Source organism: Anaerorhabdus sp. (assembly GCF_036657415.1).
Classification (GTDB): domain Bacteria; phylum Bacillota_I; class Bacilli_A; order Erysipelotrichales; family Erysipelotrichaceae; genus Anaerorhabdus.
The window spans coordinates 28,625-42,661 of the sequence record NZ_JAVXGL010000009.1; the positions used below are offsets into that span (position 1 = coordinate 28,625).

Annotated in this window: 16 protein-coding genes; 13 read left to right on the plus strand and 3 right to left on the minus strand. The window is 30.2% G+C overall.

Annotated features, from left to right (window positions below; all coding sequences use genetic code 11):
- Positions 1-90, minus strand: a 90-nt coding sequence (locus tag RSB60_RS11435) for a hypothetical protein (protein ID WP_442879653.1), incomplete at its 3' end; no start/stop codon positions are given.
- A 116-nt stretch (positions 91-206) separates the two neighbouring features.
- Here RSB60_RS11435 and RSB60_RS02425 point away from each other — a divergent pair.
- The 12 genes from RSB60_RS02425 to RSB60_RS02480 all read left to right on the plus strand — a co-directional run bounded on the left by RSB60_RS02425 (position 207) and on the right by RSB60_RS02480 (position 10,145).
- Positions 207-506: a hypothetical protein gene (locus RSB60_RS02425; RefSeq protein WP_332614348.1), complete on the plus strand. Its 300-nt coding sequence runs from the start codon at positions 207-209 to the stop codon at positions 504-506.
- A 77-nt stretch (positions 507-583) separates the two neighbouring features.
- Complete coding sequence (locus tag RSB60_RS02430) at positions 584-1,231, plus strand: hypothetical protein (RefSeq protein WP_332614350.1); 648 nt, start codon at positions 584-586, stop codon at positions 1,229-1,231.
- A gap of 153 nt (positions 1,232-1,384) precedes the next feature.
- Positions 1,385-2,308, plus strand: a complete 924-nt coding sequence (locus RSB60_RS02435; protein WP_332614352.1) for a hypothetical protein — start codon at positions 1,385-1,387, stop codon at positions 2,306-2,308.
- Between the two features lie 137 nt (positions 2,309-2,445).
- A complete protein-coding gene (locus RSB60_RS02440; RefSeq protein WP_332614353.1) occupies positions 2,446-2,913 on the plus strand; it encodes a GNAT family N-acetyltransferase in 468 nt (155 codons plus the stop codon).
- Positions 2,914-3,336: 423 nt separating this feature from the next.
- A complete protein-coding gene (locus tag RSB60_RS02445; RefSeq protein ID WP_332614356.1) occupies positions 3,337-3,561 on the plus strand; it encodes a PF20097 family protein in 225 nt (74 codons plus the stop codon).
- A gap of 147 nt (positions 3,562-3,708) precedes the next feature.
- On the plus strand, positions 3,709-4,200 hold the full coding sequence (locus RSB60_RS02450) for a GNAT family N-acetyltransferase (protein ID WP_332614358.1): 492 nt from the start codon (positions 3,709-3,711) through the stop codon (positions 4,198-4,200).
- A 300-nt stretch (positions 4,201-4,500) separates the two neighbouring features.
- Positions 4,501-5,172, plus strand: a complete 672-nt coding sequence (locus RSB60_RS02455; RefSeq protein ID WP_323382036.1) for a response regulator transcription factor — start codon at positions 4,501-4,503, stop codon at positions 5,170-5,172.
- Positions 5,169-6,329, plus strand: coding sequence for a sensor histidine kinase (locus RSB60_RS02460; protein ID WP_332614359.1), 1,161 nt, complete (start codon positions 5,169-5,171; stop codon positions 6,327-6,329). Before RSB60_RS02455 ends, RSB60_RS02460 begins: the two co-directional genes overlap by 4 nt.
- A 91-nt stretch (positions 6,330-6,420) precedes the next feature.
- Entirely contained in the window at positions 6,421-7,782 is a 1,362-nt protein-coding gene (locus RSB60_RS02465; RefSeq protein WP_332614361.1) for an efflux RND transporter periplasmic adaptor subunit, read from the plus strand.
- A 2-nt stretch (positions 7,783-7,784) separates the two neighbouring features.
- Positions 7,785-8,981, plus strand: a complete 1,197-nt coding sequence (locus tag RSB60_RS02470) for an ABC transporter permease (protein ID WP_332614362.1) — start codon at positions 7,785-7,787, stop codon at positions 8,979-8,981.
- 10 nt (positions 8,982-8,991) lie between these two features.
- Entirely contained in the window at positions 8,992-9,480 is a 489-nt protein-coding gene (locus RSB60_RS02475; protein WP_332614364.1) for a membrane lipoprotein lipid attachment site-containing protein, read from the plus strand.
- Positions 9,481-9,530: 50 nt separating this feature from the next.
- On the plus strand, positions 9,531-10,145 hold the full coding sequence (locus tag RSB60_RS02480; protein WP_332614366.1) for an ABC transporter ATP-binding protein: 615 nt from the start codon (positions 9,531-9,533) through the stop codon (positions 10,143-10,145).
- Positions 10,146-10,192: 47 nt separating this feature from the next.
- Here the strand turns inward: RSB60_RS02480 and RSB60_RS02485 are convergent, their stop codons facing one another.
- Positions 10,193-11,179 carry a hypothetical protein gene (locus tag RSB60_RS02485; protein ID WP_332614368.1) on the minus strand — a complete coding sequence of 329 codons (987 nt, stop codon included), beginning with the start codon at positions 11,177-11,179 and terminating at the stop codon, positions 10,193-10,195.
- 202 nt (positions 11,180-11,381) lie between these two features.
- Here RSB60_RS02485 and RSB60_RS02490 point away from each other — a divergent pair, with 202 nt between their 5' ends.
- A complete protein-coding gene (locus RSB60_RS02490) occupies positions 11,382-12,200 on the plus strand; it encodes a hypothetical protein (RefSeq protein ID WP_332614369.1) in 819 nt (272 codons plus the stop codon).
- A 30-nt stretch (positions 12,201-12,230) separates the two neighbouring features.
- Here RSB60_RS02490 and RSB60_RS02495 read toward each other — a convergent pair.
- Positions 12,231-14,037 (minus strand): extracellular solute-binding protein (locus RSB60_RS02495; protein ID WP_332614371.1); only part of this gene is annotated, 1,807 nt, incomplete at its 5' end.

Consider the following 14,037-nt stretch of genomic DNA (forward strand, 5'->3'; position numbering starts at 1 on the left):
AATAACGGTTAGCATAAAATAATCATATAGTTTACTTAGAAAATCATTTCCATTTGATAATTCAATTATCTCATATAATCTTTTTTTCATCTAATTCCCCTTTTTCACCATAATATTTAGTAATTTCAATTATACAATAAAAAGACTTATGATTTGAATATATCAATGATTTTAATAAGAAATACAAAAGAATTGTTGAAGAGAGGATGGCGAATCTGTATCATTCTAATTCAACCTTACATAAAGGACTTGATCCTGTAACAGCAATCATGAATGAGTTAATAAAAGCAAAGATGGAATACGAAACTTTATTGGATCAATGTGCAATAGATAAAAGTGATATTGCCTATTTGGATTTGCTGATTAAGGAGTTGGAAAGTTTGGATAATAAGGTCATTAAATATTTAAATAATATAGTAAATAAAATGATACAAAGTATTGAAGTAAGAAGTGAGACAGAGATAAAAGTTGTATTTATAAATGGGTATATTCATTCAGATAAGTAATTATTCGAACTAATTAAATTCATTAGAGCAGAAAATAAATATTTGATATAATATGGATAGATTATGGAGATTTATTTATGAAAAATGCTAACTTCTATCTATTGGGTATTGCAGTAAGTTATTTAGTAATGGGCATTAACCAGCTTACTAGTAATAATTTGTTTACTGGTAAGATTTATCTAGTTGTATCGTTTGTAACTATTGCAATTGCAATTGTAGAATTAGCAAAGATAGTATACACCTATCTTCAAGAAGTAAATGCATTAACGGAAAAAAGTCTTGATAAAATTGAAAAAATTAATAAGAAATATTACAGTATAAATGAAAGAGTAGATAATGACATGTCTGTATTTAGTAGTTTTTTAAATACTGAAGTTAATCGATTTAAGATTGATATGCAAAAAATCAAGAAACTGAACTCAATTTTGAGAAACTCGGTATTGATAACTGAAGGAGTCTCGATAATTGCTACAATGTTTATTTTGATAACATTTCCATATAAAAATATTGTAGATTCATTACAAAATAATATACTTATTTCAGGGTTATCTTTAGTAGCTTTTTCATTAATGTTCGGTACATTGTTTTTGAATGATTATTTTGGAAAAGACTTAATTGAAAGAAAAAATAAAGGTGAAGTAAATCTTTTGAAAATTGAAAACTATTTATGTAATGAATTATATCAAAATAATTTAGGTTTTGAGAAAAAGGATTTTGATGATTAGTAAACTATGGCTATATAATATATTTTTATATGGTGTAATTTTGTTTGAAAATATTTGAAGTTTTGATCACCAAGTGCTTACTCTAAGTGTAGAGGTTCACTTCCTGTTGGGCGTTCCAAAATTATGATATATTTTGTATAGGAGGTAATTGATTTGAAAAAAATATCGCTTGATGATTTTTTAAGATTAAGAAAACTGATTTATCGCAATGCAAGGCCACTTGATTTTACAAACTGGAACTATCTTTTTGAAAATGGGAGCTGTGAGGAGTTCCTTTCAGTTCTGTCTAGTTATCAAAATGAGGATGGCGGCTTTGGATACAATATTGAATGTAATAATTGGAATCCTAATTCTTCTCCTTATACAATATGTATAGCATTAGATTACCTAGATACTGCAGATAATTTTGTTAGCAGTATAAAAGATACAATTATTATAGGTATCCTCAAATACCTTGATACTGGTGCATATTTGTTGGAAACCGGTTGGGTAGGGATGCAAGGAATTCCTAGTAATAATGATTTCGCACATTTGCCATGGTTTCATTTTAATCCAAAGAAAGCTTCAGAAGCTGATATTGGAGTAACTAAGCGCCTTTCGGATTTTATCCTCAAATATGCAGATAAAAATAGTGATATCTACCACAAGGCAGTCGTTTTGAAAGACAAGTATAGCCAATGTGAACAGGTACTTCTCCACGGTTATCCCGATTATGACCCAGTAGCATTGAATATTAAGACTTTTGACCCTGCAACATGGCCATCTTGGTTGCCGCTACCAGTATATTTTATTAGTTCGCCAAAAAGTAGTTATTATAAAGAGTGTATACGCACTGTAGACATGAATTTGGATACTATTGTTGATTCATTAGTGAATACATATGAACTTCAGTTTGCTTCTGCGGAAGAACTAGATGCATATGAACAAAGCACACCACATCCAGACGGCAAACAATGGTGTGTCGCAGAACAAACAATTGGGAATTATTATTGGGGTACTCATTTCATCGTCCAAGGTTTTAATATACTGAGAAAATTTGATAGATTGGATTTTCAACTGCCTGTTCACACAAAATGAGTACAATCTATTGTAATTGTAAAATTCTTTTTTACATCATCATTTCAAGTAAAAACACCACTCAAGAGATTGATGCTTTAAAATTCATATGATAGTTTTATCTTAAGGTATATTTTGTATACAAAGGAGAGGATAAAATGATAAACATTAAACCTATGACACTGAATGATTTGACAATATTTAAAAAGTGGATATATACCCCACATGTGGCAAAATGGTATCTAGAGCCACTTGATTGGATTACAGAAATTGAACAACAAGAGGATACGTTTTCTTGGATACACCACTATATCGTAGAGTATAACAACAAACAAATTGGTTTTTGTCAGTATTACGCTTGCATAGATAGTGATGAACTGTGGGAAGGTTATACTGCGCTTGGCGGCTCGTATAGCATAGATTATATGATTGGAGAAAGTTGCTATCTCGGTCAGGGGTTGGGCAAACAAATTATACTTGCACTAATACAAAAGATTAAGGAACATAGTGACGCAAAAAGAATTGTTGTGCAACCTGATGAGGAAAATAACGCATCTCGAGGAGTATTGCGGTCGTGTGGTTTTGATTATGATTTAGAAAAAGACATTTATGTGATGGTATTATAAGCATACTGTGTAGCACAAGTTTAAATTTCTTTACCAAAACAACCTCACATCCACAAATATAAATTCACTCATGCTAATTGAAGAATCTGTGTTAAATACACAGGTTTTTTTGTTTTTCTATAATAATTTTAGGGAAGTATGCTTCTTTTACTAATAAATAAGTTGGAGGAAGTGTAAATGGAACAAGATAGAATTGTGATTTTTGATAAATGAATACATAAAGAATATCTATAAAGAATCAGAGTTAGATGAAAATAAACCAAAAAGAAAATACGGTAATTCCTAATTTAGTGATAAGCTAATGAATTATTATAATTTGGATATGACAATGAGTTGATTGTATTGCTAACCAATTTTTAATGGGCTACTATATTATTGAGTTAAAACTTGTAATCAAGAATTTAACTAATTGGAGGAATATAAATGAAATGTCCATTTTGTAATGAAGAAATGATTATTGGAATTATTACTCAAGACAGGTATGCAATAAAGTGGGTAGCAGCGGATAAAGATAAAGGTTGGCTTAATCTCACACCTCTTGTAAAAGGTATTAAATTAACATCTATGTCCAGCGATATGAATTTTAAGGTGTTTCATTGTGATAAATGTAGAAAGTTTATTATTGATCAAGATGATTTACGGATGTAGCTGAGTTTCAATTTATAGACATAAAGAGTGAGATGAGAATTAAAACTCTAAATAAAAAATATTATAAATAGTCACTAGATAAGTTTTGATTTATTAAAGAGAATTATTTATATAATATTATTAGTTAAGATAAAAGGGGGTACTATAATGGAATTTATTTTTGAAAAACTAGGAAAAGAACATAAAAAAGAAGTAGTGAATATTCTAAATTATTATATTGAGAATACAACAGCAGCTTATCGTGCAGAGATTGTCGATGAAGAATTTTCATTCAGATTTTTAGAAGGTGTTGATGTTTATAGCAGTTATGTCATGAAGACTACCGAAAATAAAGTTATTGGTTTTTGTATTCTAGAACCCCATAAAACGATATCCACATTTTCCGAAGTAGCAGAAGTTATGTACTTTGTTCATAATGAATATACAGGTTTTGGTGTAGGAAGTTTAGCATTAAGCAAAATGGAAGAAGAAGCAAGAAAAATAGGGGTAAAAAAATTATTGGCAGATATATCAACAGAAAATACCCAAAGTATTAATTTTCATATAAAAAATGGTTTTGTTGAATATGGTAGATTATGCGATGTTGGAAACAAATTTGGAAGAAAATTTGGTATTGTATACCTTGTTAAGAATTTATAACTGAAATAAAGATAGTTTGTAATTTGATGAATTTCGATTTGTTGAACGGGTAATCAAATAAAGTGATCGCTTAAAAATTCCTTTTACTTATTAGATTAATATTATAAATGTGGCAATTTTAATAGAATAATGAATAAATATAGAAAGTAAATTATATTGACAAATAGCCCACAATATAGGCTATTTTTCTTTTTTATAGATTAAGATGAATACAACACATATACCTTGTATAATTATAGTAGTAACAAAACTTAACCGTAATTTAACTAGATTAAGCTACAGTAAAAATGGAGGAATCTCATGAAATTATTATTAATTGAAGATGAAGAAGACTTAGCGAATGCTTTAGCAAAGGGTCTTCAAAAGCAAGGCTATCTTGTTGATGTGGCGAATGATGGTGAAGAAGCATTGGATTTTTATTATGGGACTATCTATGATTTGATTATTTTAGATTTAAATCTACCAAAAATAGATGGATTAGAAATATTAGATATGATACGTAAGGAAAACAAGGAAATTAAAATTATTATTACTTCTGCAAGAGGAGCAATTGATCAAAAAATACTGGGATTAGATAATGGAGCGAATGATTACTTGGTGAAACCATTTGATTTCAAAGAGTTAGTCGCTAGAATACGTTCATTGTTGAGAAGGAATTTTATTCAACAGGATATGAAGATTAAAACAAAATATTTTGTGTGTGATACAGAGTACCACACAGTTTCTACTTTTGAAGGAAAAGAAATTAAACTAGCTCCTAAGGAATATCGAATTTTAGAGTACTTATTAATCAATAAAGGAAATCCAATCCCAGCAAATGAATTACTAGAAAAAATTTGGGATGATAAAGATTATATGGCAGATATAGTAAAGGTACATGTCAGTACATTAAGAAAAAAATTAAGAGATGAATTTGGTGTAGATTTTATAGAATATGTACAAAAGATAGGATATAGGTTTAAAGAAATATGAATAAAAAAATGAATTCTCTAAAAATGAAGTTAACCATTGGTGTAGGAATAACGTTTCTAGCAATGATTGTGACTTTGACGACCTTTTCAGTTATTGGTATGAATCAACTATTTGTTGTTCCAGTTCAAAGAGTCGTTCCTGCATTATTAACAGTACCAGTTAATAGTGTAACACCAGAGTTTCAAGATTTAGAAGACTCTATTCATGTGCAAGACACAATTGATGCAACTGTGATTAATACCGCAATCAATAGCGCCCAAGTTCAGTTTAATATTCTTGCATTGATATCAATGGTTCTAATTGGATGTTTAGGAACAGGATTGACCTACTTATTCATTAAAAAAACAGTCAAACCGTTGGATTACTTTTCAAAAGAAATTGCAATGATTGATGAAAAAGGAATGAATGAACCACCTCATATTGAAACATCAATAACAGAAATACAACAACTCTCAGATTCTTTTGATAAAATGTTAGAACGATTGAATCAAAGTTTTGAAAATCAAAAAAGATTTTCAACTGCAGCAGCACATGAGTTAAAAACACCACTAGCAATTATTAAAGCAAATATGGATGTACTTGAGATGGATAGTGCAGCGGATATAAAAGAATATCAAGCAACCCTTGATATCACAAAAAGACAAGTTGAAAGAATGAGAGAACTTATAGATAATCTATTTTTAGTTTCATCATCAGAATCATATGAATTCAATGATAAAGTATCAATCGTAAAATTAATTGAAAATTTAGTAAGTGATATGGAATTTAAATTGAAAGAAAAGGATATTAGGATATCAATTGATTGTGAAGATAAAGTAATCATAGGAAATGAAACCATGCTATCAAGAGCTATTGCTAATTTACTAGATAATTCAATTAAGTATTGTGCGCATAGTCAACCAATGATTAAAATATATTCAGAAAATAATCAAGGGTATCAATTAATTGTGGAAGATAATGGAATAGGAATAAGTGAAGAAGATATTCCAAATATATTTGAAGCTTTCTATCGAGCTGATAAATCAAGGTCAAGAAAGATTGCGGGCAGTGGACTAGGTTTAGCAATAACAAAAGATATTATTGAAGCACATCAAGGTAAAATAACAATTTCATCCGTATTAAATGAAGGAACAAAAATAATTATTGAATTTGATTGAAATCATACATTTGTATGATTTTTTTCTTAACCCAAATTTAACCCAACTATTTTATGATTATCAATGTTATGAAAGGAGTATGATAACGACAATGAAAAAGAAAAATAAGATACTAGTAGGTATAACTGTACTTATTTTAGGTATAGTAATGTCATGTGTATTTTTATTAACTAAAGATAAAGATAAAGATGAAATTCTTTACCGAGAATATCAAGTAACACGTGGTGACATCATTGTTGGGATAGATGGATTTGGATCACTTAAGTTAGAAGGTGATAGTCAAATGTTTGAAAACGAGTTTATCATTGAAGAAATTATGGTTTCAGTAGGTGAAGAGGTAAAAGAAAATCAACAACTAGCAAAACTATCAGTTGAAAATATTGATGAGCAAATTAAGAAGCTAACAGATGATTTAAAGAAAAGTGAAGACACCTATAATCAAGTGTTAAACAACAAAGAAATACAACAAACTAACTCACTAACATCTTGGCAAGATAAAACAAATTCAACAAAAGCTATATATGAGTCTAAGAAAAGTGAATTAGATAAAAGTATAAGTAACTTAACAACAACGATTACGGCAAAAAAACAAAGAATAACTGAACTTGAAGAATTGATAAAAAATGGTGAAGAGGCTGTTCCTATAGATCCTAATTTAGATGCATATAAAAAGGAATTAGTAGAGATTACAAAACAATTAGGCGAAACAGAAACAGAACTTAGTACGGCTATACATAACTTAGAATTACTGAACAGTAATCGGCAAACTGAAATAAATGCCGAAAATGAATCTAAAAAAAGTTACGATTATGTTCAAAATGAAAGTAATCATAATTCAGATATAGCAATTGATGCGGCAAAACGTGAAGTGGACCGTCTCTATGGTGAACTTTCAAAAGTGAATAAACTCAAGAAGGATCCTTACTTATATGCTGGAAGCCAAGGCATAGTTACTGAGATTAATTATAAAGAGAATGTCCTAGTTGATTTATCCTCACCGGGAATCGTGATAGGGGATATAAACAAAAAGGAGGTATTAGTTTCAGTTGATCAAAATGCAATAATCAAAATTGAAGAGGGTCAAAAAGTTGAAGTTCAATTCTCAGCCTACGGGGACACCATTTTTTATGGAACGGTTAAGTCTCGTGATTTAGTAGGTAAAAATAAAAACGGTACAATTCAATTTGATGTTTATGTGGAAATTGATTCACAAGATAAAGAAATATTACCAGAAATGACATGTTCTACAAAATTCATATCAAAAGAAGTGAAGGATATTATCAAATTATCTAATAAGGCAATTCAATTAATTGAAGGTATTCAATATGTTGATGTTAAACTCACAGATGGAACTATTGAGCGAAGAGAAATAAAAACAGGATTTTCAGATGGCAAAACAAGTGAAATCATTGAAGGATTGTCAGAAGGCGATGTTGTAGTCGTGGAGAGTTAACGATGAACCTACTTGAAACATGTCGTCTTGTGCTTCTCAATCTTATTGAGAATAAATTCAAGGTATTTCTAACATCGTTAGGTATTTTAGTAGGAACGATAACAATCGTACTTGTCATTGCAATCGGTAAAGGTGGCGAAGCAAAAGTTGCGGATCAATTTAAAGATTTGAGTGCAGAAACAGTGTATGTAAATTTAAACTATAAGCGACTTGAAAATAAAGAGATGTCACAAATTGAAAAATTAAACATGAATATAGTTGAACAAATCAAAGAAGAAAGTACAACAATTGAAGATTTATATTTAAGTGCAAGTAGCTATATGGAAGTGAAACTAGGAAATGAAAAAGTATATACTTCAATAACTGGAGTAAGTGATGGATTTGATAAAGTATCTAATCTAGAAATAGATGAAGGCTTACAACTAGATGAAGAAGATCAAGAATATGAGAATAATGTGGCTGTGATTGGGAAAAATATTGTAGAAAAATATTATGGTAGTTCAGAAAATGCAATCAATCAAACAATTCAAATTGGAAACAATACATATAAAATCATTGGAACTTTAAAAGGTAAAGGAGATGGCTTACAAGGATTAAATCCAGATGACACTATTTTCTTACCCTATGCAGTTGCGAATAAATTTATGGACACTAATACTATTCCTAAGATAGTTGGATTATCCGATGATTTAAAACATGTAGAACTTACGAAGAAAGAAATAATGAGTACACTTGATTACCTATTAGAAGATAGCTCAGTATACGTTATTGATGATGCTGGAAGTCGTATTGAGGCAGCATTATCATCTGCCAAGACAATGAACTTATTATTGTTGTCAGTAGGTACAATTGTATTCATTGTTGGCGGAATTGGAATAATGAATGTTTTATTCCTATCAGTGAAAGAAAGAACAAAAGAAATTGGTATTTTGAAAGCATTAGGTATTGGTAATAACGAGGTCTTGATACAGTTTGTACTTGAGTCTGCAATTATTAGTAGTCTGGGTGGTGTTGCAGGAATCGTTATTAGTAGTGTAATTATGCCCTTAATGAGATATACCGAAATCGCTGTAGTAGATTCAATCGAAGGAAAAATAATTGCGTTTTGTTTCGCAATGATTACGGGTATGCTATTTGGCATCTATCCAGCTTACAAAGCATCAATGTTAAAACCAGTTGATGCATTATCAATAGAATAGAGGAAAATATATGAAGAAAATTTTATGTTTATTAGCAATCGTATTAGTATTAACAGGCTGTAGTACAGCACCAAAAGAAGAAAAAGAGAATAGTAAGAATAATGATCAACAAGAGCAACAACTAACTACATACTTTGGTAAAGTTACCTCAGCGATGGGTAATGAAATTAATTTTGATATCGCAAAGAATCCGTATATAGATGAAGATGCACAAACGGATGTAGATCAAGGTGATGGTGAAGTTATCGCTGCAGCTGAAATGACGGCAGCTGCACCAGCTGGTGAAAATACAGATGCTATGCAAGAAAATGAAAACAAACTTGAACTTGAATACACCGGAGAAGTTAAATCACTAACACTTCCCGCTGGTGTAAAAATTATCGATTCAAAAAGTGGAGAAGAAGTTCCAATGGCAGAGATTAAAGAGGGTACAGTATTATCAATTACATTTGATGAAGCATCACAAAGTATCATCGAAATACTTATTCTTGAAAAATGATGATTCATATACACAATTTAAATAAATCGTTTCATATGAAAGAAGAGTCATTGCATGTATTAAAAGATATTTATTTAGAAATCGAAGCAGGTGAGTATATTTCGATATTAGGAACTTCTGGATCAGGTAAATCAACATTAATGAATATTCTTGGATGTATGGATCAATTAGATGAAGGTGAATATATTATTGATGATATTGCAGTACATGAAAAAAAAGAAATTGAATTAGCACCAATACGGAATCAAAAAATTGGATTTATTTTTCAAAAATATCACTTGATTCCTACATATACTGTTTTGCAGAATGTAATGTTGCCTTTATTAATAAGAGGAGAGCCAAGAGAAAGTGCTATCACGCAAGCCAGAGAATATTTAGCTTTGGTAGGACTAGAACATCGTGAGAAGCATAAGCCCAGTGAATTATCTGGTGGACAACAACAAAGAGTAGCGATTGCTAGAGCATTAATTACAAAACCAAAATTACTTCTTGCAGATGAGCCGACAGGAGCACTTGACTCAAAAACAGGTGCAGACATTTTGCAACTTTTTAAAGACTTACACAATCAAGGAAACACAATTATAGTCATTACACATGATGTGAAAGTCGCAAATCAAGCACAGAAAATATATTATCTAGAAGATGGTATTTTAAATGAAAACTAGCCCGTGTATGTCTATACACGAGCTTTTTATATGAGGTATCGGTTATTTCACTTTAAAATTAATAAGGCTAGAAGCAGAATAATTAGAATAAATGAAAACAATTGCCCAAGTTGAAATGATTTTTTAATTGATGAACTTGAGTAATTAGAAAATGTACTAAAATCAATATTTTCTAGTCTATTAATAAGTGCATGTTCATCTTGTATTGTACTATAATGTCCGGGACTATCAGATAAGAAGTGTTGTGCAAAAGGAAAGCATACCAATTGATCAGGACTATCTTTGAAAAGTCCAGGGAACCATGTGTTGCGTTCAATTTTAGTTTCAGATAAAGGAATATATAATGCTTTTTCAAATTCTTCAGGATTAAATGTAACGGAGAAGGCTTCTCCTTTATTACTTGACAAGTCTTTACCATATGTAACAGATAAATTTCCTTCAATCCATAATCTTGAATCTAATGTTTTTTGGATACCTTGAGTTATATCACTTTCAAGAATAAGTTCACGGCTACTTTTTTGGTTTTGTATGTCAATGATCATATTTCCATCAAAACTTGTTGTTAAAACACAGGATGAAGTATTGCCTGAACTTAATCCTCTTTTTTGATCATAACTAACAGTGTTTGTATCATAATCGACAATTACCCAACTTAATAAACCCGTATCTTTACTCTCTGCAATAATATAGAATTCAGATCGAGTTCCCCAAAATGCACTTGTATGAACATTAAAGCATCCTTGAATGCAATAATACTTAGGGATATCTTCATTAAATATTTTTGCCTTAATTAATTTGTAATTATCAGGAATTAATTGTTGTGCTTTCTCTAAATCAACTAATTCATAACATAGAAAGAAACTGTATGGTTCAACTACAAACCCCATATAAGGATTCTTTTTTGCACCATTGGTAATGAGTTTGGATTGAAGAGTTGGAGGTATTGAATTAGTAAAAGACTGCATGAAGTGAATTGTTCCTACTTCAATAGGGTTAATCATTTTCTCTATATTCTTAATAAAACTATGTTTCATTTTTGTTTTCCTCACTATATCGTTTAAAATGAAATTTTCACTTTAACTTCGAATAAAATATAGCATTATTTCATGTCAAAAACTGTTTTTATGCTCCTAACTATAGATTGAAACTATGTAGAAAGGGTACTTACTGTTTTTTGTTTAAGTTGGATATGATAAAATATTTAAAATAGATTGAGCTAAATAAATGAGGAAGAAAATGGGTATTCAAAAAATAGCTTCTAATAGTGTGGATGAATTGGTAGCATTTTCATGGGATTTGTGTAAAAATGATACTCATTGTAGTTATCCAATTTATGATTCAGTAACTGAAATGAAAGCTAAGTTTAGTAGTAGTGAATTATTTGGATATTATGATGAGAATAAATTAAAAGGGGTTTTATGTTTCTATACAATTCCTAATGATAAATATTTACAAACAATTGGATTCAGTGTTTATGATGAAAAAGTAGCAGATGAATTTATTGAATATATTAGTGAAAATTTTAATTCTTTCTATTCATACATAGGAATCACAAAAGAAAATAAGATAGTATCAGAATGCCTATTAAAAAAAGGATATCATTGTATTGATGATAGTGTGATGATGAAGTTGAATTTTATTAATTATACTGTAATGAATAATAGTAAAATAACCAGAATAACATTGGCGAATAAAGAAAGTTATTTAGAATTTCATAATATGCATTTTGAAGATGGTTATTGGAATACAAAACGTATCTCTGAAAATTTTGATGAGTGGTATATTATTTCGATTATTAAGGGAGAAACCATTGTTGGAGCTACATTTGTTAAAGATTATAAAAATAATAAGAGTGAAATTTTTGGGATTTATGCAAATAATGAGATAATATATGCTGACTTGATTCGCGGATTATTAAATGACTATAGATTAAATAAGAAAAATATTATCGAAATGATATGCATGGTAGAATGTGAGAATGTATTGTTATTAAATGTGATGAAACAATTTGGATTTTTATGTAATAGTAGTTATTGCTGTTATGTAAATAAATAAAAAATGGTGCAGAATAAATCTGTACCATTTCTATTTAAAGGTAAAGCGATTATCATTTGCAGGAGAAATAGTTTCTAATTTTTGTATCTCTTCTGCAAGTAAATCTCCTAATATAACACCTGTTTTATATGATGTGATGATATATTCTTCAGGGACTGAGTTTTCAGTAACTGCCAAGGAATAAATTTTAGTAGGATCTATTTTTGTTCCATCATCTAAACTAATAGTTTTAATGCGAGATCCAGGTTCATTTGTAGGATCATAATTCATTTTTAGTCCAGAGAAGTAATAGAACCATCCAGTTTGATTATTGTCGACAGGAATAGCGTATTCTAGAGTATTTAATAAGTTTTCACCAGTCATTGTAACCTTCCAAATCTCACCTTTTTCTCCATATTTGAAATCAGGCATAATACGTTGGATGTCACTTTTAGTGATTTCTCCTGCATATAGTTTAGCAGTTACACCCTTATTGTTATAAGCACCATCTTTACCACCATCTAAGAATAAGGCAATTTCACTATCAATATTCTTTCTCATTGTGTCTGTAATAAAGTTACCAGTTTCAATAAGTGAGAATGTTTCAGTGGCAGTACCAAGTGATTCTTCAGTGATTGTTGCAGCATCATTACTTTTATTCGCGGTATCCACCATTTCTCCAACTTGTTCAATAGTTAATGTGCCATTGACGATACCAGCTAATCCTTCGCGTAAAGTAGATTGAACTTTTGCAAGTTCTGGGAATATAGCATAACGACCGTGAGACAATGCATTAACAATATCTTGTGTTTCCGGAACTGAAGGTGGTTCAACACTTTTAAGACTTGAATACATTGCTCCTGTGTCAGCGGACAGTGCTTCTTGTCCTTCAGGTGTACTTATGTATTCCATAATTTTAAGTACTTGATTATATTTAGTTTTGTTTTGTGGTTCTGCAAGATGTTTATTTAGACCGATGTAGCAAACCATATATAGTCTTGCCCAGTCATTTCCTTCACCACCGGGATTGAAGAAAGGCATTAATGCGAATTCATCTTTACTTCCAGCAATCTTATAGCCACTTCTTGCGATTAGTACAGAGTCTTCAATCATCGCACTTTTTCTATCAAAGAATATTTTTTCTCGTTCAGAATAATCGATTTCTAAATCTTCTTTTTGCCATATACCAGCGTCAACCATATCTTGGAATGTTTGCATAGCTGTGCCAAAATGATCGAGAAAGTTTCCGTTACCATTTTGGTAGTTTTGTATCCATTGCATATCTTTTGGTGTTACAAAGGAACTTCCATATCCGAATCCAACAAAGGCAGTATCAAGAACTTCAGCGTTCTCAAATCCTAGTTGAATGGCACGAATTCCACTAGCTTCTATTGTTTTACATAAGGTTATAAAATCATTGTAATTTGTTGGAACAACCCATCCATTTTCTTCAAAAAGAGTTTTATTGTATACAAGACCTCTTATTTGAGCAGGGCCAGGTAGATAATATAATTTACCATCTTCGGCAATTGAATCTAACATTGATAAATTGTATTTTGTAGTAAATGGTAATGAAGATAAATCTAGTAATCTATCATCCCAATATTCTTTACCAAAGGATAGCGGCCAAGTCATTACAATATCAGTAAGATCATCATTTTTCAATCGAGCAACATATTCATTTGGATTCATAGCTGTAGTATAATTTCCTACTTGCACAATATCGATATCCGGAAATTTTTCTTCGACAGCTTTTTCAAAAGCATTTATTGAGAATGCATGTTTGATTAAAACAGTGATCTGTGTTTTTGAAGCATCGGTTTTCTTTTGTGTTAGTATATCATTTATTGTAGTTTCT